This is a genomic window from Streptomyces sp. NPDC037242, from assembly GCF_055604165.1.
Window position 1 is genome coordinate 144270 of record NZ_JBVJUY010000006.1, and the last position, 20367, is coordinate 164636.

The 20367-nt window shown below is 71.8% G+C and carries 17 protein-coding genes and 1 pseudogene; 9 read left to right on the forward strand and 9 right to left on the reverse strand.

What is annotated here, in order from left to right:
• The first annotated feature begins 6 nt into the window (after positions 1–6).
• Positions 7–825 (forward strand): amino acid ABC transporter ATP-binding protein, encoded by an 819-nt coding sequence (locus ACZ7GJ_RS10065; protein ID WP_470750672.1) that lies wholly within the window; start codon positions 7–9, stop codon positions 823–825.
• A 21-nt stretch (positions 826–846) separates the two neighbouring features.
• Here ACZ7GJ_RS10065 and bla read toward each other — a convergent pair whose 3' ends face one another.
• Positions 847–1761 (reverse strand): class A beta-lactamase, encoded by a 915-nt coding sequence (gene bla / locus ACZ7GJ_RS10070; RefSeq protein ID WP_470750673.1) that lies wholly within the window; start codon positions 1759–1761, stop codon positions 847–849.
• Positions 1762–1920: 159 nt separating this feature from the next.
• Between bla and ACZ7GJ_RS10075 the strand changes: the two genes are divergently transcribed.
• From ACZ7GJ_RS10075 to ACZ7GJ_RS10085, 3 genes are all read left to right on the forward strand, one after another.
• Positions 1921–2190, forward strand: a complete 270-nt coding sequence (locus ACZ7GJ_RS10075) for a DUF6225 family protein (RefSeq protein WP_365917116.1) — start codon at positions 1921–1923, stop codon at positions 2188–2190.
• Between the two features lie 96 nt (positions 2191–2286).
• Complete coding sequence (locus ACZ7GJ_RS10080) at positions 2287–3138, forward strand: PP2C family protein-serine/threonine phosphatase (protein WP_470750674.1); 852 nt, start codon at positions 2287–2289, stop codon at positions 3136–3138.
• Between the two features lie 48 nt (positions 3139–3186).
• The gene (locus tag ACZ7GJ_RS10085) at positions 3187–4158 is read left to right on the forward strand and encodes an MASE1 domain-containing protein (protein ID WP_470750675.1); all 972 of its coding nucleotides are present in this window, start codon (positions 3187–3189) and stop codon (positions 4156–4158) included.
• A gap of 39 nt (positions 4159–4197) precedes the next feature.
• On the opposite strand, the gene ACZ7GJ_RS10090 is transcribed toward ACZ7GJ_RS10085, so the two are convergent.
• Positions 4198–6498 (reverse strand): family 20 glycosylhydrolase, encoded by a 2301-nt coding sequence (locus tag ACZ7GJ_RS10090; protein ID WP_470750676.1) that lies wholly within the window; start codon positions 6496–6498, stop codon positions 4198–4200.
• Between the two features lie 391 nt (positions 6499–6889).
• Between ACZ7GJ_RS10090 and ACZ7GJ_RS10095 the strand changes: the two genes are divergently transcribed.
• Complete coding sequence (locus tag ACZ7GJ_RS10095) at positions 6890–8227, forward strand: hypothetical protein (RefSeq protein WP_470750677.1); 1338 nt, start codon at positions 6890–6892, stop codon at positions 8225–8227.
• A 1-nt stretch (position 8228) separates the two neighbouring features.
• On the opposite strand, the gene ACZ7GJ_RS10100 is transcribed toward ACZ7GJ_RS10095, so the two are convergent.
• Entirely contained in the window at positions 8229–8783 is a 555-nt protein-coding gene (locus tag ACZ7GJ_RS10100; protein ID WP_470750678.1) for a TetR/AcrR family transcriptional regulator, read from the reverse strand.
• A gap of 213 nt (positions 8784–8996) precedes the next feature.
• Here ACZ7GJ_RS10100 and ACZ7GJ_RS10105 point away from each other — a divergent pair, with 213 nt between their 5' ends.
• Both ACZ7GJ_RS10105 and ACZ7GJ_RS10110 read left to right on the forward strand, forming a co-directional pair.
• Entirely contained in the window at positions 8997–9770 is a 774-nt protein-coding gene (locus tag ACZ7GJ_RS10105; RefSeq protein ID WP_470750792.1) for an alpha/beta fold hydrolase, read from the forward strand.
• Positions 9767–10621 (forward strand): hypothetical protein, encoded by an 855-nt coding sequence (locus tag ACZ7GJ_RS10110; RefSeq protein ID WP_470750679.1) that lies wholly within the window; start codon positions 9767–9769, stop codon positions 10619–10621. The genes ACZ7GJ_RS10105 and ACZ7GJ_RS10110 overlap by 4 nt, the downstream gene beginning before the upstream one ends.
• Here ACZ7GJ_RS10110 and ACZ7GJ_RS10115 read toward each other — a convergent pair.
• Genes ACZ7GJ_RS10115 through ACZ7GJ_RS10125 form a run of 3 tightly spaced genes read right to left on the reverse strand, consistent with a single transcriptional unit; the run spans position 10618 to position 15571 of the window.
• Positions 10618–11298, reverse strand: a complete 681-nt coding sequence (locus ACZ7GJ_RS10115; RefSeq protein ID WP_470750680.1) for a hypothetical protein — start codon at positions 11296–11298, stop codon at positions 10618–10620. The genes ACZ7GJ_RS10110 and ACZ7GJ_RS10115 overlap by 4 nt on opposite strands.
• 54 nt (positions 11299–11352) lie before the next feature.
• The gene (locus ACZ7GJ_RS10120) at positions 11353–13920 is read right to left on the reverse strand and encodes a CHAT domain-containing protein (protein WP_470750681.1); all 2568 of its coding nucleotides are present in this window, start codon (positions 13918–13920) and stop codon (positions 11353–11355) included.
• On the reverse strand, positions 13910–15571 hold the full coding sequence (locus ACZ7GJ_RS10125) for a tetratricopeptide repeat protein (RefSeq protein WP_470750682.1): 1662 nt from the start codon (positions 15569–15571) through the stop codon (positions 13910–13912). Before ACZ7GJ_RS10125 ends, ACZ7GJ_RS10120 begins: the two co-directional genes overlap by 11 nt.
• Positions 15572–15808: 237 nt before the next feature.
• Between ACZ7GJ_RS10125 and ACZ7GJ_RS10130 the strand changes: the two genes are divergently transcribed.
• On the forward strand, positions 15809–16813 hold the full coding sequence (locus ACZ7GJ_RS10130; RefSeq protein WP_470750683.1) for an aldo/keto reductase: 1005 nt from the start codon (positions 15809–15811) through the stop codon (positions 16811–16813).
• Here the strand turns inward: ACZ7GJ_RS10130 and ACZ7GJ_RS10135 are convergent.
• Both ACZ7GJ_RS10135 and ACZ7GJ_RS10140 read right to left on the reverse strand, forming a co-directional pair.
• Positions 16810–17646: a dienelactone hydrolase family protein gene (locus tag ACZ7GJ_RS10135; RefSeq protein WP_470750684.1), complete on the reverse strand. Its 837-nt coding sequence runs from the start codon at positions 17644–17646 to the stop codon at positions 16810–16812. The two genes, ACZ7GJ_RS10130 and ACZ7GJ_RS10135, sit on opposite strands and share 4 nt — an antisense overlap.
• Positions 17647–17918: 272 nt before the next feature.
• Entirely contained in the window at positions 17919–18389 is a 471-nt protein-coding gene (locus tag ACZ7GJ_RS10140) for a hypothetical protein (RefSeq protein ID WP_470750685.1), read from the reverse strand.
• Between the two features lie 316 nt (positions 18390–18705).
• On the opposite strand from ACZ7GJ_RS10140, the pseudogene ACZ7GJ_RS10145 reads away from it, so the two are divergent.
• Positions 18706–19504, forward strand: a pseudogene (locus tag ACZ7GJ_RS10145) (IS982 family transposase); the annotation flags it as partial.
• 44 nt (positions 19505–19548) lie between these two features.
• On the opposite strand, the gene ACZ7GJ_RS10150 reads toward ACZ7GJ_RS10145, so the two are convergent.
• Entirely contained in the window at positions 19549–20301 is a 753-nt protein-coding gene (locus ACZ7GJ_RS10150) for a hypothetical protein (RefSeq protein ID WP_470750686.1), read from the reverse strand.
• Positions 20302–20367: the final 66 nt, after the last annotated feature.

A 20367-nucleotide genomic window follows, 5' to 3' on the forward strand; every position in this document is an offset into this window, starting at 1 on the left:
GACGAGATGCCACAGAAGACAGGACCGCTGGAGACGACGGCCACCGACCGCCCGGAGATCGAGATCCGGGGCCTGCACAAGTCCTTCGGGGACAACCACGTCCTGCGGGGCATCGACCTGGACATCGCCCGCGGCGAGGTGGTGTGCGTCATCGGGCCCTCCGGCTCGGGCAAATCGACGCTGCTGCGCTGTGTGAACCTGCTGGAGGAACCCACCGAGGGCCAAGTCTTCGTCGGCGGTACGGAGGTCACCGACCTCGACGTCGACATCGACGCCGTACGCCGCCGCATCGGCATGGTCTTCCAGCAGTTCAACCTGTTCCCGCACGTGAACGTCACCGAGAACCTCACCCTGCCGCAGCGGCGGGTGCTGGGCAGGGACAAGACCCGGGCCGCCGAGGTCGCCCGGCGGAACCTCGCGCGCGTGGGCCTCGCCGAGAAGGCGCAGGCGTATCCGGCGCAGCTCTCCGGCGGCCAGCAGCAGCGGGTGGCCATCGCCCGGGCCCTGTCCATGGACCCGGAGGTGATGCTCTTCGACGAGCCGACCTCCGCGCTCGACCCCGAACTCGTCGGTGAGGTGCTGTCGGTGATGCGGGTGCTGGCCGGCGAGGGGATGACGATGATGGTGGTCACCCACGAGATGAGCTTCGCCCGCGAGGTCGCGGACCGGGTCGTGTTCATGGACGGGGGAGTGATCGTCGAACAGGGGCCCGCGGCGCAGGTGGTCGGCCGTCCGAGCCACGAGCGGACGAGGAACTTCCTCAACCGCATCCTGGACCCGGCGGCCGCCCCGCCGCCCGTCGCCGACGGCCCGCCCGGGGCCTGAGGCCCCGGGCCGGCTCCCGCCTCAGGCGAGCGCCGCGGCCAGCAGGGCGGCGGTCTTCGCGACGAGCGCGTTGTCCGCGGCGGCGTCGGGCCGGTGCTTGGTCGTCAGGACGGCCATGACGATCGGCGCCCGGCCCGGCGGCCAGGTGATGCCCGTGTCGTTGTTCGTCCCGTACTTGCCGCCACCGGTCTTGTCCGCCAGGACCCAATCGGCCGGCAGGCCCTTGCGGAAGCGCTCCGTACTGGTCTTGTTGGCCAGCAGCCACCCCCGCAGCAGCGCCCGGTCCCGGGGCGCGAGCGCATTGCCGAGAGCCAGGCGCTCATAGGTCCGGCCGATGGCGTGCGGGCTGGTGGTGTCCGTCACCCGGTCAGGCTCCGCGGAGTTCAGCGCGGGCTCCCAGCGGTCGAGCCGCGTGACCCCGTCCCCCACCGAACGGCAGAAGCCGGTGATCGCGCCGGGCCCGCCCAGCTCGCGGAGCAGCAGGTTCCCGGCCGCGTTGTCGCTCTGGCAGATCGTGGCGGCGCACAGCTCCCCGACGGTCATGCCGGCGGCCAGGTTCTCGGGCAGCCCCGTGACCGGGCCGTGTCCGGAATCCGTCACCTCCTGCTGCGTGTAGTGGATGCGCTTGGCCAGGAACTCGCCGCTGCGGTCCTTGTCGCGCAGGACCGCGGCGACCGCGAGGGTCTTGAAGAGCGAGCACATCGGAAAGAGCTCGTCCGCCCGGTACCGCACGGTGCGCCCGGTGGCCGTGTCGCGGGCGTACACGCCCAGCCGGGCCGCGTGGTCCGCCTCCAGCGTGCGCAGCTCGCGGAGGATGCCCTCCTGCCGTGCCGGCGCCGCGTGCGCCGTACCGCCCAGGGACATCCCGGTCAGCGCCGCTCCGGCTCCCGCCGCGAGTACGACACGGCGGGACGGCCGGGCTCCTGAGGTCTCCACGATGCGATCTCCCCTTCCGATGATCTTCGGCTGCTCTCCTGCCGAGGTCCGTATGGAAATCAGGACGCACCGCCGGCACCTTTGGTTCGCTCTGGCATCATTTGGCTCGATTCGGCGCGGCGCGGTCCGGTAGCCGTCCGGGCGCTCTAGCCTCGGCTCATGGCTGACACGTTCGAGCACACCCCCGAGGTGTGGACCGCGGCGAAACTGCGCGACGCCCTCTCCGGTCTCCCCGACGAGACCCCGATCCACATCGGCGTCGCGGACGGTCCCGGCGACTTCGCCGGGTACGGAGAGTTCGTCCTGGTCAACGCGGAACCGGTGGAGCTGGACCCCTCCGACGAGGAAGCCGCCCACGGCGGACCCGAGGTCCAGTTCACGCTCTTCGCCGACGCCAAGGCGGGTGCGTACTACCTCGACCTGGACTGACCGCACCGCGCTCCTGATGTGATCACCGGGCCGCCGAAATACACTGGGCGTGCGTGTGCGCCAGAGCCCAGCAGCGGCAGTACCCCGGAGCCGTCCATGACCCCCCACAGGTCCGCGCGGTCGGCGACCGCGGACGATTTGCTGACCAGGCTCGGGCGGCTCACCGCCCAGGCCAGGGAAGGGGCCGAGCTCCAGCAGGCCCGGGTCGAGCTGGCCGAGGCGTTGCAGCGCGAGATCCTGCCCAAAACGCTGCCGGCCCTGCCCGGACTGCGCACCGCGGCCCGGTACGCGCCCGCCCGTCACGGCCTGAGCATCGGCGGCGACTGGTACGACGGCTTCCAGCTGCCCGAGGGGGCCCTGGGCTTCTCCATAGGCGACGTGGAGGGCCACGATGTGGAGGCAGCCGCCTTCATGGGGCAGGTACGGATCGCCGTACGGGCGGTCGCCGCGGCCGCCGCCGACCCGGGCGAGGTGCTCAGCCGGGCCAACGACCTCCTCCTCTCCGTGGACTGCGACCTCTTCGCGACCTGCACCTTCGTCCGGTTCGACCCCGAGACCTGGGAGATCCAGAGCGCCCGCGCCGGCCACGTACCGGGGGTGTGGGCCACGACCGACGGCCAGTACGGCGTGGTGGAGGACGAGGGCGGCCTGCCGCTCGGCATGCTTCCGGGATCGCGCTACCCCGTGACCAGGCGCAGGCTGACGGCCGAGGGCTCGTTCATCCTGGTCACCGACGGGGTGGTCGAAGGCCCGAGGTTTCCGATCGAAGCCGGTCTGGAGCGCGTGGCCGAGGCGGTCCGGGCGGGGGCCGCCGCCGACCCCGGGGACCTCGCGGCCGAGGTGATGAAGGTCGCCGACTCCACCGGCCACGAGGACGACGCCGCGGTGCTCGTCCTGCGCCACGAGGCGTTTCCCGGTCCGCCGCGGGTGACGCGGAGTGCGGCGTAACGCGTGTCACGCACCCGTGACGGGTGCGGATTGTCGTCTGATGAGGTCATGCGCACCGAGGGCTTCCGACATCTGTGCCTCACAGGGCTTTGGATCCTTGCCGTCGCCGCCGGCTACTTCGCGGGCGGACGGATCGGACTGCTCCAGCAGGTCGTGCTCGACGGCGCCCACGTCACACCCCTGTGGCCGCCCAGCGGCATCGCCGTCGCCTGCCTGCTCTGGCTGGGGCTCCGCGTCTGGCCGGGGATCGCGATCGGCGCCTTCCTCGTCATCCAGTCGATCAGCCCGATGGATCCCGTCGGCCTCGGGATCGTCGCGGGCAACACGCTGGCCCCCGTGTGCGCCTGCCTCATGCTCCGCGCGGTCGGCTTCCGCACGGCGCTCGACCGGCTCCGGGACGGCCTGGCGCTGGTCTTCCTGGGCGGCCTGCTGCCGATGCTGATCAGTGCCACCGTCGGGGCCTGGCTGCTGGAACTGACCGGCAGCCTGCCGGGGGGCGGATTCTGGACCGTGTGGTGGACGTGGTGGGCCGGTGACGCCATGGGCGTGCTCGTGATCACGCCGCTGCTCCTGGTCCTGCGACGGGCCCGCCTGTCCGACGACGTCTACCGGTGGGCGGAGGCCGCCGTACTGCTCGTCTCGGCCGTCGCGATCACCCTGCTGGCCACCAGGAGCGAGCTGGCGCTCCTCTTCCTCGTCTTCCCGCTCCTCATCTGGGCGGCCCTGCGCTTCCAGACGGCGGGGAGCGCGCCGTGCATGCTGCTCGTGTCCGTGCTCGCGAACGCGGCGGCGATCGACCAGCGCGGCCCCTTCTTCCACCACACCCTGATCGAGGGCATGGCCAACCTCCAGGCGCTCAACGGCAGCGCCGCCCTGACCTCTCTGCTGCTGTCGGCGCTCGTCACCGAGCAGAACTCCATCCGGCTCAGGATCGAGCAGGCCTGCCTGGACCTGGCCGAGGTCGTCGACCAGCTCTCCTCCGGGAAGCCGGCCTCCCGTTGGCCGCCACCGGGGGAGTGACGGCCACGCGGGAGGCCGGGCGGGAGGTCGGGCGGGAGGTCAGGCGATGCGCCACTGCTGGTACGTCGAGCCGTTGGCCGGCTGCTGCGTGACCAGGGCTCCGTCGGCGCCGGACGCGGTGGTCAACAGGAGCGAGCTCTTCTTGTTCGCCACCGAGTAGCCGCCGGCGCCCACTGCCGTGATCTTCCAGCGCTGGCTGTCACTGCCCGTGCACGTGCTCTGGACCACGGCCGCGCCCGCGGCGGTCGAACCGCCGGAGACGTCCGCGCACAGCTTGGAGGAGCCGTTGACCATGGTGTGGCTGCCGTCGCTGCCCAGGACCAGCTGCCACTGCTGGTTGGGGCCGCCGTGCGGTGTCCAGGTGATCAACTGGGTGCCGGAGGTGCTGGAGCTCGCGGGGTCGTCGAGCGCCTTGCCGCCCGCGGTGAGCGTCCGGACCCCGCTCAACTGGCCGCCGTACACCTCGAATTCGTACAGCGAGTAGCCGTACGAGGTCCCGCGCTGGGTGCCGTACACGCGGATGAAGCGGCCCGATCCGGTCAGGCCGGTCAGGTCCTGGACTCCGCCGGCGCCGGCGGTGGCGGAGTGGACGGTGCGCCAGGTGGTGGCGTCGTCCGAGAGCTGGATCTGGAAGGCCTTCCCGTACGCCGCCTCCCAGCGCAGCACCACCCGGTTGACGCTCTGGACGGAACCGAGGTCGACCTGGAGCCACTGCGGGTCGCTGTAGGCGCTGGACCACCGGGTGCCGGGGTCGCCGTCGGTGGCCGAAGCCGCCGGGAAGTTCGCCGTCTCGGTGCTGGAGGCGGTGGTCGGACGGCCCAGGGCCAGGTTGCCGGGCTGCGAGAGGCCGGGCCAGGCGGGGTTGTGGCCGATGGCCGCCGCGATCGGAGTGAACCCGGCGTAGGTCGAGGTCAACTTCGGCGAACCCCAGGTCTGTTGGGCCAGCGCGCGCAGCGGGTACATGATGCCGGCCGCGATCTGGGCCTCGGTCTCGGCGTTCGGATTGTCGCACCAGACGTGGATCAGCGAGCCGGGGTTCTTCGCCGGGTCGGACAGGGTGGCGCCGCCCTCGAAGCGGTCCGGGGTCCAGGTCTCGTACATCCACTTGGTGTCGGGTTTCGCGCCGCCGAGCACGTAATAGGTGGGCGTCCAGGACTCGTTGGCGACGACGTGGCCGGCGTCGGCCAGCTGCTGGGGCGTGAGCCCGTAGCTGTACCAGTACTCGACGAGGATGCCGGCGTTCGGTTTGACCGTCCCGTCACCGGACTTGATGCCGTCGTTCCACATCCGGGTGGTCTTGCCACCCGCCCGGACCAGGTCGTCCGCCCAGTTGACGAACCCGTAGTAGGTGTCCTTGGCCGTCGCGTTCGCCCCGTAGTGGGAGCGGGCGTAGCTGAGCAGCTGCGGGTACTTGCCGTAGTCGGTGACGTACTCGTCCGCGCCGATGTGCCAGTACGGGGCCGGGAACAGCGGCAGGTACTCGTTGACCAGGTCCTTGATCAGCGCGTACGAGGCGGGGAGCGAGAGGTCGATGAAGTCGGGGCTGACCGTGCCCGAACTGCTCTTGAGCTTGAGTTCGGGGTGCGCGGCCAGGACCGCGTTCATGTGCCCGGGGGTGTCGATCTCCGGGACGATGGTGACGTGGTACTTGTTGCCGAGCGCGACGAGGTCGGCGATGTCCTGCTTGGAGTAGTGGTCGGTGGAGACGATCTCCGGGTGGGTGGAGCTCTCCAGGCGGAAGCCGTACGTGTCCGACAGGTGGAAGTGGAAGTAGTTGAGCTTGAGGTAGGCCAGCTCCTTGATGTGCTGCTTGAGCCAGTCGACGGTGAAGAACTTGCGCCCCTGGTCGACCATGAGCCCGCGCTCGGACTTGGTGGGCCAGTCGACGGCCGTGCCGGCCGGCACCGAGGCTGACTGGCGCAGCAGTTGCAGGACGGTGCGGGTGCCGTAGAAGGCGCCGGCGTCGGTGCCCGCCCGGACGGTGAGGGATGCCGCGACGGTCATCCGGTAGCCCTCGGCGGGCAGGGTGGTCTCGCCGAGCCCGAGCCCGATGTCGCCGGCCGAGGCGCTTCCGGTGACGACGGCCACGCTGCGCCCGGTCAGGGCGCCCAGGTCCTCGGCGAACGTGGCGGCCTCGTCGCCGAGCTGGGCGGCGTGGGCGGGGTCGATGACGATACGGCTCGTGTCGGAGAAGGTGTACGTGCCGGAGCCGGCGGTCCATTGGCGCAGCGCCGGAACGGTCTGCGGCGGGCCGGCGGCCGCCTCGGCCGGGGTGACGGAAGGTAAGGCGAGCGCGGACACCGCGCAGGCGGTGGCGAGCAGGAATCTCAGCAGGCGCATGGAGTGTCCCCGAGTCATGAGTGGGGGCCAGACACCCCCTAAGGGGGCACAAGTGCAGCGCAGCGCTGAAGGCATGTCAAGAGATGCTCGAAACCAGGCCGAAGCACGCAGCATTGCGCAGGAGTGCGGCAACGTGCAGTACGCCGCCCTTCAGCGTTTCAGAGCTCGGTACCTCCGCAGGAGTGCGATGATCCTCTGCTGGTCGGCCGCGCCGTTGAGCTCGACGAGCAGGTCGTCCGGGGCGGGTCGTCGGTGCACCCGGATGTCCGGCGGCGCGTGCCCGGAGCGCAGGGGGCCGCTTCGTCTTCGTCGTGCCGAGGGTCGAAGGCGGCTACCGTGAGCCGCATCCGTTGGCCGGTCGGGGTGTTGGCGATGGGGGAGGTCGGTGGCGATGCCCGAGATGACGACGCGGGGTCGGGGGCAGGGTCCGGGTCCGGGTGCGGAGTTCGCGGGCTTCTACCGGGCTCGGGCCGCCCCACTGGTCGCGTTCCTGTGCGTGCGGGGCGCCGGGCCGGCGGCCGCCGCCTGCGCCGCCCAGGACGCGATGGCCGCCGCCCGCTGCTGGACGGGACGCGTTCCGGAGCTGCGGACGTGGACGTACCGGGTCGCCGCCGCCGGCGGCTCGCGGGGGCCCGGCGCGCCGGAGAGCCCCTTGCTGAACGCGCGGGGCGCGTGCGGACCCGCGCCGGAGCGGATCGCCGCCGCGCTCGCGCCACTGGCCGAACTCGACCCGCGGCAACGGCGGGTGGTCGCCCTGACGATGGAGTCCGTCCCCCCGGGCGAGATCGGCTACGAACTGACCCTGCCCGCACACGAGGTCCACCGGACCCTGCGCCACGCCGGCGAGTTGCTCGGGGTGGCCTCGCGGGGCGCGCTGGACGCCCGGCTCGGCACCCTGCGGGCCGAGTTGGCAGCCGCGCTGGAACCCGTCCTGGACGTGGAGGCGGGCCTGGCCCAGCTGAGCGGCGCCATCGGCTCCCGGCTCCCGGTCCCGCCGTACGGGGCTCCCGAACCCGCCGCCCCGCGCCCCGGCGGGGTCGACGCGCCGGGCTCGGGACTACGGGCCTACGCCGCAGGCCTGGCCGCGCGCGACATCCCGTACCGCATGGTGGAGCGGGCGCGCTTTCCCGTGGCGGAGCTGGCGGCCGTCCGCCTCGGTGCGCTGTTCGCCTTCCACACGGACCGCTTCCGGCGCGACGCCGAACGGTCGGGCTTCCCGAACTCCGGCCGCGACTTCACGGCGGTCGACGCCCGCGCCTTCGCCCGCGCCCTGGCCCGGGACCTCGCGTGCGCCGCTCCGCTGTTCGGCGCCGTGACCCGCTCCGACCCCGTACGCCGGGCGCAGCACCTGGCGTCGAGCCTGGAACGCGACGACCCCCACACGAACGAGATCGCCCACGACGGCATCGACCTGGCCCTGGCACTGGGCGAGTTCCGGCGGCGGTCCCTGGACCTGGCCCTCCAGGCGCTCTCCCCGCGGCGCGGCGAGGGCTCCGCACTGGCCGAGGCGCTGAGCCGCTGCGCCTTCGACGCCGAGCGGGTGATCGTGCAGCTGAGGACGCTGAGCAGTGACCTCTCCGCGGCCGAGTCGACGCTCCCCGACGGTGTGTACGTCGACATGGCCCGGGACTTCGCCGCGCACGAGGCCTACCACCTGGACCTGATCCACGGCATCGACGCGGCCCGCGACGCACTGTCCGTAGGGGCGGCGGGCCGGCCCGGCCCCTGACTCAGCCGGCCGTCAGCGCGTCGCGGACGATGGCCGCCGCGGCGCGGGCGGCGGTGCGTACCGGGGTCGTGTCGTGCGCCGCGCGGGCCAGCATGAAGGCGCCCTCCAGCAGTGCGATCACGGAACTCGCAGTGGCCCGGGCCGTTTCCGCGGCCATGCCCGCACCCGTGTAGAAGGCGGCCAGTGCGTCGGTCCAGGCGGCGAAGACCTCCGCCGTGGCGAGGCGCAGCCCCTCGTGCGTACTGGCGACCTCCAGGGCCACGGTGGCGACCGGGCACGGGTCGGTGAACTCCAGCTCCCGGAGCGTCTCGGCGGCCCCCTCGAACGCCGCGGCGGTCGCGAGCGCCGGATCGGCGGCGGGGTCCGCGAAGAGCTGCCCGATGAGCTCCAGATGGGCGGCTCCCGAGGTGCGCACGACCTCCTCGCCCAGCTGCGCCTTGCCGCCGGGGAAGAAGTGGTACGCCGAGCCGTACGGCGCCCCGGCCGCTGTGACGATCTGCTTCATGCCCGTGGCGGCGTAGCCCTGCCGCCGGAACAGCTCCGTGGCGGCCGTCACGATCCGCGCCTTTGTATCGCCGGTGACTCTCATGTGGACCAGCTTCTCACTAGATCGATCTATCAAGTACCTGCCGGGGGAGGGCGCGTGCCGGAAGTCGAGTTGAGTGCCGGAGGCATTGACCACACCGATACGGGAACGACCGGGGGCGCGGGGGAGACCATCGTGCTCGTCCACGGGCTCGCCTTCGACGGAACGGTCTGGGACGAACTCGTGGCCCTCCTGCGCGACGACTACCTACCGCGTGGTGGTCCCGACCCTCCCGCTCGGCAGCCACCGTCGGCCGATGCGGCCGGACGCCGACCTGTCGGCCCAGGGCGTCGCGAACCTGCTGGCCAATACATGGAACGCCTGGACCTGCGGCAGGTGACGGTGATTCAGAACGACGCGGGAACCGCTCAGTTGATGGTCGGCGTGCACGACGAGCGCATCGCACGCCTGGTGCTCACCTCCTGCGAGGCAGTGGAGAACTATCCGCCCGGGATCCAGGGCCGCACACTCGTGGCCGCCAACCGGCTGCCCGGCGGTCTGTTCCTGCTGCTCCAGTCCTTCCGCGTGCCGTTCCTCGCGGCGATGCGCAGCTCGCTCGGCGGTATGACGGCGCGCGGGATCCCGTACGAGCGCGTACGCCACTGGTACGGGCCACTGCCCACGGACCGGGCCATCCGCAGGGATCTGGCCCGCTTCCTGACGGCCACCGAGAAGGACACCTGCCTCCGCGCGGCCGAACGACTGCGCGGGTTCGACCGGCCCGCCCTGGTGGCCCGGGGCGCGGAGGACCGGATGATGCCCGCGCGGACCGGACGCCGGCTCGCCGACCTGCTGCCCCGGGGGCGATACGTGGAGATCCCCGGAGCGGGGACCCTGGTCCCGCTGGACAACGCCCAGGGCCTGGCCGAACAACTGCGCGGGTTCATCTGCGACACTCCACCGGCGGACCAGGACCGATCAGAGCACGCACCCACGGAGGGCTTCCCGCCAAGATGAGCAAGACCCCGGACCCCTTCGCCCCGCCGTCCGTCGACAAGACGGCCTGGCCCGCGGACCACGATCCCGAGCCGCAGCCCCAGCCGCCGGCGTCGGCGCGGTGGATCGACGCCGACGCGTCACTGGCCCTGGTCCTGGGCGTCCTCGGCTCCCTCGCCGGCGTGGAAACGATGCTGTTCTGGGTGGGCTTCCCGCTGGGCCTGGCGGCCACCGCCCTCGGAGGCCGGGCCTTGGAGCGGTCCTGGCACGACGCACCGAGCCGAGCACCGGCGATGGTCGCCACGGCCGTCGGAATCCTCGCGCTGACCCTGTCGGCCGTGGGCCTCGTCCGTGGGCTGGCGGCGGTGTCGGACTGGGAGGGGTCCGGCCGCCGGGAATCCGCCCCCGTGGAGGGCCCGCCCGCCGGTGCGAAGCGCCCGGTCCCGGAATCCTCCCCGTCGCTCCCGGCCGCGGCCGGCGCCTCCCCGTTCGGCGCGACCTTCACGTACGGCAACGGCGTCGAGGTGACGGTGCGGGACCTCGCCCGCCACCAGCCCGTCGATGCCCCGACCGAGATCCGGCCGCTGCCGCCCGGGGTCAGCCTGACCGTGGTCATCGTCAACCGCTCCGCGGAAACCCTGGACCTGCGCTCCGCCGTGCCGACCGCGACCGACGACCTGGGCTCGGACCGCCTCTGGCAGATCCACGACCAGGCCCTGCCCCGCCCGTTCGACGGGACCCTGGCCCCGGGCGCCACCGCGACGGCCGCCTTCGGCTTCCGCACCGGCCCGGGCGCGCAGGAGCTGACCTTCGAGATCTCCCCGGGCCTGGCGGTGTACGACGGCCACACCTGGACGGGCCGCCTGCCCTAGGCGTCCGTCCCGGGAACGAGGACCACGGTGGAGTCCAGGCCGCCCTTCTTGCGGACGGGTACGAGGTTCTTCAGCCCCGGCATGCGCAGGCGCGCCCGTACCCCGAAGGACGCCACGACCGGCGCCCCGGCGGGCACGCTCACCAGGAGACGCAGTTCCCGGTTGGAGTGCAGATAGCTGCCCCCCTTCGCGGCGAAGTCCCAGTACGCCTTGTGGAAGCCGGTCCCGGACGCGGTCACGGTCGGGAAGTGGACGGTCCGCCTGCGGGTCACCTCCGGCGTCGCCGAGATGTCGACGGCGCTGAACACGGTGGCGAAGCTCAGCCCCGCACCGACCCGCGTCTCCACCTCGACCGCGGTGTCCTCGACCTGGTCGGGGGACATGTCGTGGATGACCGCGCCCGGGGTGGCCGTCAGATCGACGACGAGCCGCGACCAGACGAACCGGCATTCGGGGTGGGCGTGCACCACGAGCATCAGGCCGATGTCATAGGCGGCGCGGCCGGGGCCGGGCGGGTCGGCGGGCGCCGGTGTCCGTACCGCGACCCCGATGCGGTTGTCGTGCCCCAGCAGCCGCAGGGTCCGCTCGTCCGCGGCGGTGTACTCGGACCGTGCGTCCTCCTGTTCGTCCACGTCGAGCGCGAACTCTTCGACCAGGGTGAAATCGTCATCGTCCACGTGTGCTCTTCCCGTTTCCCTCGTACGTCGGACCGTGCGGCAGATCGTGCGTCGTCAGAGCCGGGAGCCGGCCAGGACGAAGGCGGCCCAGCGGTCGAGCCGCCCGTCCTCCTCGCGGACCGCCAGCGCGGCGGACCGCAGGGCCGCTGCCTTCGACCCGGTGCTTTCGAGCCCGGTGTAGAAGTGCGTCATGAAGCGGTACGCGGCGCTGTCCGGGACCTTCCACAGACTGACCAGCACGGAGCCGGCCCCGGCGAACAGCAGGGCGCGCGGCAGCCCCATCGGATCCTCCGAGAGGCCCGCGTGGTAGACGCCGCTCTCGCAGGCCGACAGCGTCACCAGGTCGAGGTCCGTGGCCCGTACGCCGAGGATCTCCCGCGCCGTCAGCACACGGTCGGCCATCCGGATGCCCGAGGCCAGCGGATCCTCGGCGGTGAAGGCCGCGTGCGCCGCGACGTGGACCGTCCCGGCCGAGCCGAGTGCTTCGAGCAGCGCGTCGGCCGTGGCCCGCTCGCCGATGCGGGCCGCCGCGCCCCACCGCTGGGCCAGCTCGCGCGCCTCGCTCCGGGCCCCGGCCAGGTCTCCGGTCGGGTCGCCGAACACCGCGCGCACCTGCCCGCCGCGCCTGCCTTCCGCGACGGCCCGCGAGCGCAGCACGGACGCGCTCGGGCTGATCACGAGCGGGTTGCGGGCCAGCAGTACGTCCTGCCCCAGTCGCACCGCACCGAGCGGGAGGTTGTGCACCGGCCCTGCGGGGCACACGACCAGGGTGTCCCCCGGCTCGCAGAGGTCCGCCAGGGGTGCGACGACCTCGGACAGCTCGTGGTGGAAGAGGTCCTCCAGGTCCGCAGCGAGCTCGCGGACCCGGGAGGCCGAGCCGAAGTTCGCGGCGGCGAACCTGGCCAGCCGCCTGCGGTCGACCCGTGAGCCGGCGACGCGTACGTGGCGGCCGGTGCCGTCCGCCGCGAGGAAGACGAGGTGCTCGTCGTCGGGGAACAGCAGATTGACCGCGACGACCCGGCCGCCCGATGCCGCAGGCCGCGTACGCAACCGCTCGGCGACCTCCGCATGGGCGAGCGGCCGCGCCTGCCGGACGGCCGCGTACTCGGCGCCGGCCGGCGACAGGGCGGCCATCGTCCGCCACACCTCGGCCAGTTGCCGTTCCACGGACCGGTGCGACGACCAGAACTCGGCCTCGCCCCTGGCCGTGGCGCGCAGACCGCGCCGTTGGGCGAGCAGGGCGGCCTCGCGCTCGGCGAGGTCGGCGGGGACGTCCGCGGGCGGAGTCAGGGCCGCGTCCCCGACCATGTCCAGGAAGGTACGCGCGCGCAGCGTCTCCACGGTCTTCCAGGCCGCGTCGGCGAGGTCCGGCGCGCCCGAGTCCCGGGCGAGGGCCAGCTGATTGCGGGCGAGGGCCAGGAGCGCCTCGCTGCGCTGCTCCTGTACGGCGATCCGTGACGTCTCGTCGACGGCCCCGCTGCGCACCTCCTCGGCGATACCGGTCGCCAGGTGGAGCAGCTCGCAGGCGTCGGAGAGCTGCCCGCGTTCCTCCAGGATCCCCGCCGCATCCAGGACGACCGGCCAGGCGGCGTTGAAGTCCGCGACGCGCAGCCGGCGCCCGTCCACGGCCACCCACGTGTGCGGGTCGCCCGGCGCGGCCGGCAGGCTGTAGTACTCCACGGCCCGCAGCAGGTGGTCCAGGGGGTCGCCCAGCCGGGGACTGCGGCGCAGGACCTGTGCGGCCGAGACCTCGATCAGGGCGAGGAAGCTCTGTTTTCCGCTGTCCGCCATCAGGGTTCTGGCCTTGTCCAGCATGGCCAGCGCGGTCCGGGGCGTCCCCAGCCTGCCGTAGGCCTCCGCCATGCGCCGGTGGGCGTTGCTCGCGACCTGGGCGGGCAGGTGCTGCACCTCTTCGCTCTCGGCGAGGGCGAGCGCCTGCTGGAAGTGGCGCAACGCCGCGTCGGGCCGGTCCATGTCCAGGTGGAACTCGCCTCGCAGGAGGAGGTCGTCGATCTCGTCGTAGACGGTCGGGTCGTCGTCGCGGTGATCTATGGCGAGGAGGTGGTAGCGCCTCGCCTCCCCCTTGTCCCCCACCAGCCACGCGGCCCTGGACAGGGTCCGGTAGAGCTGTTCGCGGCCGTCGCCGATCCCGAGGAGCCGCTGCGCGGCGGGACGCCCTGTGGCCCTGTCCCGGGCGCGGACTTCCCGCTCGGCGTCGAAGTGCCGCTCCGCCTCCCGGAGCAGGTCGTAGGCGCGCTCGACGGCGCCCCGCATCGTCTCCACCTTGGCGAGCCCCATGAGGGCCGCGCCGACGTAGTGGTCCCTGCCCAGGCCCACGCGGCTGTGGCCCGGAGCGAACCACGTCGGCAGCGTCCGGGTCAGCCGGAGGTGGGTCTCGGCCCAGAACAGCGCGGCGTCGATGTTCCGGTCCCGGTCGCGGTAGCAGATCGACAACCCCTGAGCCGCGATGATGACCGGTTCCCGGCAGTCCGGTTCGGTCGCGTCGAGCCACGGCCCCCAGGCCTCCGGCCTGGCCTCCAACCCGCCCGCGAAGAACCCCGCATGATGCGGATCGCTGCGGTACTTGCGCAGGAGCGTGTCCCCGACGGAGTCAGCGGCCACCGGCGGGGCCTTCGCGGGAGTCGCCGGTCAGCTGCGCGAGTGCCTCCCTGGCCCCGCCGTATGCGGGGTCCAGCGCGAGGGCCTGCTCGTAGCACTGCCTGGCCCGTCGGCGATCGCCCTGGCCCTTGAGGAGCGCGTCTCCGAGGAAGCGGTACGCCTGCGGGGTCGGCCTGATGGCGATGGACTCGGTGAAGTGCGCCGCAGCCAGGTGGAAGTCCCCCAGCATGTAATAGGCGTCGCCCAGACCGAGGTGGGCGTATTCCAGCTTCGGATCGGCCTCGATCGCCTTGCGGTACTCGGCGACGGCTTTTCGGAACTCACTGTTCGTGAAGTGCTCCTCGGCCATCGCGAGGTGCCGGTCGGCCGAGGACTGCGGCCGCAGGTGCGGTGGTAGCAGCTCGACGACTTTGGGGAAGAGGCCCGGTTCCTTCGCGGCGACGTCGTCGCGCAGCCGCGCCCCGTCCACGGGGCCGAGGCCGATGATCATCGCCGCCCGCATGTGCGCGGCCATCGCCTCCGGCCCCAGAGTGCCGAGGCTCGGATCGATCGTCAGACTGCCGTTCTCGTACCGGGCGAGCAAAGGGGGCCCCGCCGCCCGGACCGCCAACTCCTGGACCTGTGACGGCGGCGGCATCATGGACGCGGGGAGCTCGCCGCCGAGTGCCTCCAGCGTCGTCGCCCAGGCGGCGGCGTCCGGATCGGAGGTGCGTAAGCAGCACATCACCAGGAACTTCACCAGTTCGAGGTGTTCCGGTCCCGGCCGGTCGCCGATGCGCGCCGTCAGGAGTGCCTTCGCCTCGCTCCAGTTGCCGGCGTCGAGCAAGGAGAGGGCGAGCTGCGTCACGGTCTCGGGCCGGCGGTCACCGTGCGCGATCATGTCCCGGAGCAGGTGGATGCGGGGCTCCCAGTGATGGAACTCGCCCAACATCGCAGCCATGCCGTCCAGTTCCTCGGTTGAGTCGGCCGGTAGACCGCGCAGGGCCTGAATCCACCTCGCGATGGGCGCTAGCCGCTCCGGCGTGTGCCTGGCGGAGACCATGGCGGTTCTGAGCGTGTTGAGTTCGTCGCCGGTGACACCGGGCAGCTCGGCGACCGGCGCAGCTCCCTCGGCCAGTTCACGGGTGAGCCGCAGCAGTGTCCGGAACCGGGCGATGTACGGGGCCAATCGCCGTGCGCAGTCCCCGTCCACCACTTCCAGAGCGTCGAAACTCTCGAACGCCGCCGAGAGTTCGCCGTCGGAGGCGTCGCCCGCTCGCGACTCCGCCCTGGCGGCCGCGGCGGCCAGGGCCGACAGGCACTCCAGGGTGCGTGAGCCCAGGTCGCGGTAGGCGAGTCGGGCCTGTTCGAACTGCCGTCGGCCGTCCTTCCGGTCGAACCGGAGGGCGTACCCGATGAGGAAGTGCCCCGCCGCCAGGCCCTCGGTCGAGTGGGCGCCGAGGGCGATGAGCATTCGCCCGATGTGCTCGGTCTCCCGGCTGCCCGACAGGACGTCAGCGCGCCCGCGGTCGATCAGTCCGGGCAGGTCCTGGAGCAGCTCCTCCTGGCGCTCGTGATCCAGGAATGCGGCCAACTCCCCCTGCGCCAAGGCATCGAGTGCGCCCTGGACGGTCTCCTCGGCCACCCGGCCCGGGGCGACAGCCCGGGGCGTCAAGTGGTGCGCCCACTCCGCGCCCAACCGTTCGAAAAGCAATTGGTCCCCCATCGCCCCGACAGCCCGGCCATCGTACAGAAGCGACCCGGCCGGTGATCGTCCACCCGGAGTCGGACCGCCGCTCCATCGGGCATGCCTCGGCGCGGTCTTGCCTTCGCGTGCACTTCAACACCTAGCCTCTGGGCCGTCAACACATCGGCTGTCCGCGGGACCACGCGGACCGTGAGGGGGATTCCTGTGAGAAGCGTCGAACTGGGGCGTACCGGTGAGCTCGTCAGCCAGGTCGGGCTGGGCTGCATGCTGATGGGGACGACGACGGACGAGACGACATCGGTCGCCATGCTCGACCGCTTCACCGAGGCGGGTGGCACCTTCCTCGACACTGCCAACTGCTACTGCTGGTGGGACCGCCCCGGCAGCCACGGAGGCGAGAGCGAGGAACTGCTCGGCCGCTGGATGGCCCGCTCCGGGCGGCGCGACCAGGTGTTCCTGGCCACCAAGGGGGCCGCGCTCGTCGTGAACCCGGACGAGGCGCGGGCCGAGGGAGGCGGGGCGGACTGGGCCAGGGCCCGGTTCGACGGCGCCGGCGCGAAGACGCTGCACGCATCGATCGACGACAGCCTGCGCCGACTGGGCACCGACCACGTCGACCTCTACTACGTCCACGTGGACGACCGCGCCACGCCGCTGGAGGAGACCCTGGAGGCCCTCGCCGACATCGTCCGTTGCGGCAAGGCCCGCCACATCGGTTGGTCCAACGTCCGCACCTGGCGCATGGAGCGCATCCGGGCCCTGTGCGAGCGGTACGGCTGGCCCGCCCCCGTCGCCCTCCAGCAGCAGCACTCGTACCTGCGCCCCCGCCCGGGCCTGGATTCGGTCTCGGTCGTGGACCACGAGCAACTGGACTACCTGCGCACGCACGACGACCTGACCCTCGTCGCGTACTCGCCCATCCTCCGGGGCATCTACGACGACGCGGCCAAGCGCCGCGGGCACTGGATGATGGAGCGGTACGCGGGGCCCGACGCGGAAGCCCGGCTGAGCGTGCTCGGCGAGATCGCCGCCGAACTGGGGGTGACCCCCAACCAGCTCGTACTGGCCTGGCTGCTGCACCAGACCTCGCCCCGGGCCGTACCGCTGATCGGCCCGCGCACCCTGGACCAGTACGAGTCCTCGCTGCCCGCCCTGGACTGCGCACTCTCGCCGGAGCACCTCGCCCGTCTGGACGCCGCGGGGGCCTAGCCGCCGGACGGCTCCCCGAGGAGTCGGGTGCGGAACAGGTCGAGGACCGTGTCCAGGGCTTGCCGTGTGGGCTGTCCTGGTTCGTCGATGAGGTGCTCGGTCAGTACGGAGTGCGGCGCGAGGGCGCTGTCGGGGTTCGCCGCGCTGTCGTCCAGCTCGATGGCGACGAAGGCGTCGCCGAGCTCGCGCCGCAAGTACGCGAACCGGTCACCGGGTACGAGCCGGTCACTGCGGAACCGCATCCCCAGGACCTGGAGTCCGTCGCGTTCGCAGCGCCGGCGGACGACCGCGAGGTCCGCGGGGCTGATGTCGATGCTGCGCGCGCGGCTCGCGGTGCAGGCCAGCGGCATCGACGGCTGGGCCAGCACGGGGGCGAGGAGGCGCTCGTCCGTGGCCATGGCCAGCGCGAACCCGCCGGTCAGGCACATGCCGACGGCGCCGACCCCGGGGCCGCCGCAGCGCTCGTGCTCGGCGGCGGCCAGGGCACGCAGCCACCCCACGACGCGCGAGGTCCGCCCGGTGGCCAGCAGCGTGAACTCGCGGCTCACGCACACCTGCCACAGCGACGACGCCAGGTAGCGCCCGGCGCTCGGCCAGCCGCGGGTCTTGGGATCGGCATCCCGGCCGGGTTCGCCGAAGAGAACGGGGAGGACGGCCGTACAGCCTGCCGCGGCCACCCTGTCGGCGAACTCCAGGACCTTGGGGGTGATGCCCGGGATCTCCGCGATGACGATCACCGCGGGGCCGGTGCCGCGGCGCAGCACCCGGCGGGTGGCCCCGTCATGGGTGAACGTGCCCCCGGTGTAGCCGATGGGTTCGGGGTCTGCTGTCACGGGCCTGCTACCTCCGCCAACGCTCCTGGGATGCCATCAAGTTACCTCTAGACGAGTCATTCCGAAGTGATCGTGCTCAGCTTGCCGATGGGCCAGGGGGCCATTCGATGGCGTGCTGCTGGCCTGTGGACATGCATGCTGCCTGCGCCGAGGCGGGCTTTGCGTCCCTCGAGAAGCCGGCGAAGTAGATGACGCTCGCCGCACAATGGAGGCCGGAGCGTGCTGCTTTTCCCGGGCCGCTCACGGCAGCTGCCGAATCCCTCCCCGGGGCTTCAACTTAGCTGGTCGCGCACGAGATCAAGGAATGCCTGTCGGCTCGGATGGATGTGCGCCCAGACCTTCTCATCCTGTGGCTCTCCCGAGTCTTCGGGGCCCTTCCTGATCACCTCCTGTACTGCCCACGCGAGGTTGCGTGCCGCTTCGCTGACCTCGGACGCGCACAGTACGTGGATCGTCTTCTGCGTCACCCACACCCTGTCAAGGACCTGCCTTGCCCGGGCCTGCCACTGCTCGTCAGCCAGGTTGTGGTGATACCGGTCCACCGCGACTCGTTCTGCTTCCTGCACCGCAGACAGAAATGCGATGAGGTGCGTGAGACGCTCGTTGCGGCGCGCCTCGGCAAGTTCACGGACACTGCGGCGCGCCTCGCCGCGTTCCAAGGCGCGTCCTGCCGAGCGTTGGGCCAGCATCGACATGAGCCCGCCGAGCAGGACGCCGATGAGCGGCGCAAGCGTTGTCCACACAACGTCCGATTATGACATCGATGGCATGAACACGGCACGGGGGTCGGGCAATATCGGGCCGGGACCGGGACCGGGACGCGCAGACGGCCAGGTTGTCGCAGCCTTCGACAACGGCGGGCAGCAGACGGCGGAAGTCTGAGATCTTCGCGCTGCCCTGGGCGCTCTTGGCCACAGCGCGGACCGGGAGGTCCGGTACTGGGCATGAGGTGGCGTCCGGTCTCCCGTGTCTTGTCGGCCTGCTCAAGCGTGAAGCCGGGCAATCGGGCAGCCCCCTGCCGGCGGCCGGAGAGACAGACAGGGCGGCCAAGATCGTTCTGTGACGAATGACCTGGACGCCCTGCTCACCGCACTGTATGTGAAGATCGACGACGAGATCACTGACACCCGGTGGCTGCGGTTCGTCCACTCCCGCCTCGGCAAGATGTTCCCCTTCGTGCCGAAGCAGCCGGGCTGGAACAAGCGGCTGCGGGCTGCGCTGTCGCTGGTCAAGCGGGCTGTACGGCTCCTTGCGACGGACACCGACTTCTGGTTCGACAACCACTGGATCATCGACTCCACCCCGGTCGAGTGCGGCCGGTCACGCCCCACCGTGAAGCGGTCGGACCTGGCCGGCTGGGCCGGATACGGGTACTGCGCCAGCCATTCCCGATTCTTCTGGGGCCTGCGGCTATGCCTGGTGTGCACCCCAACCGGTATGCCGATCTTGTGGTCCCTTGCGAACCCGAAGCTGGACGAGCGCGAGGTGCTGACGGCGATGTTGGATCGTGAGCCGGACACAGTCACCGACCGCCCCGGCCTGCTGGTGAGTACGGAAGGGCTTCGCCTCCAAGGAATTCGAGACCGATCTGGCCACGCGCGGGGCAGAGCTGCTGCGGCCCTCGTTCAAGCGGGAGAAGCGCCGCAAGGGCGAGTCACTGCTGAAATCGGTGCGGCAACTGATCGAGTCGGTGAACGACACCCTCAAAGGCCAGCTCGACCTGGAACAACACGGCGGCCGGAGCTTTGAGGGCGTCGCCGTCCGCGTCGCCCAACGCGTCCTCGCGCTGGCCGCAGCAATCTGGCACAACCACAAGACCGGACAGCCAATCACACGGTCCCTGATCGCCTACGACCACTGGTCACTTCGGAATGACTCATCTAGTGACCTCTGTGCGCCGCGTCAGGAGATCGCGTACCACTGGCTGGCCCAGCCGGTGTTGATGGTGCTGGTGGACTGGTCGGCGAGGTTCACGGTGGCCGGCAGCGAGGTCTGGCCCGTCAGGACGGTGCTGTAGCGGAGTTTGGGCGGCGTCAGGCCGGCATTGACCGAGATGCCGGCCCCCGTGGACTTCAGGGTGAGGGCGTTGGTGGCCCAATTGCCGTTGAGCAGGAGGGCGATGAAGTAGGTTCCGGGGGCCGCCGTGAACGGCTTGGCGAGGGGCAGGGGTTTGGCGATGGCGTCGGTCATGAGCTGGGGCGAGATGTCGGCGGTGACCGCGACCCGGTTGCCGTTGGCGTCGTACACGCCGAGGTAGCAGTTGGCGAGCTGGGCATTGGGGTCGATGCCGGCGAGGCCCAGCCAGATGTTCGACCAGGTGATCTGCTCGCGCAGGACGATCCGTACGAGGGTGACCCGCCCGCCGACCCCGGAGGCCGACTGGGCGGTGACGTGTCCCGCGTCGTTGGGGTCACCGGTCCACGCGAGGAGGTTCTGGTCCTGCGGCCGGGGCCCCTCGTAGCCGGAGCCGGAGCCGGAGCCGGAGCCGGAGCCGGAGCCTGAGGCGGTCCCGCTGCTCTGCGTGGGGGCGGATGAGGCCGCGGGGCTCACCGCTGCGGGGTGCTTCTCGCCCGGTGCGGAGCAGCCGGTCAGGGCGAGCAGCGCCGCCAGTGCGGCAACGAAGCCGGTCGCGGCGGTGGTGGTGCGGGTGTGCATGGTCCCCCCATGAAGTGCGGTGTGCCGAGGGTCATCGTCACACGGGCCCCAGCCGGGGGTGGCGCG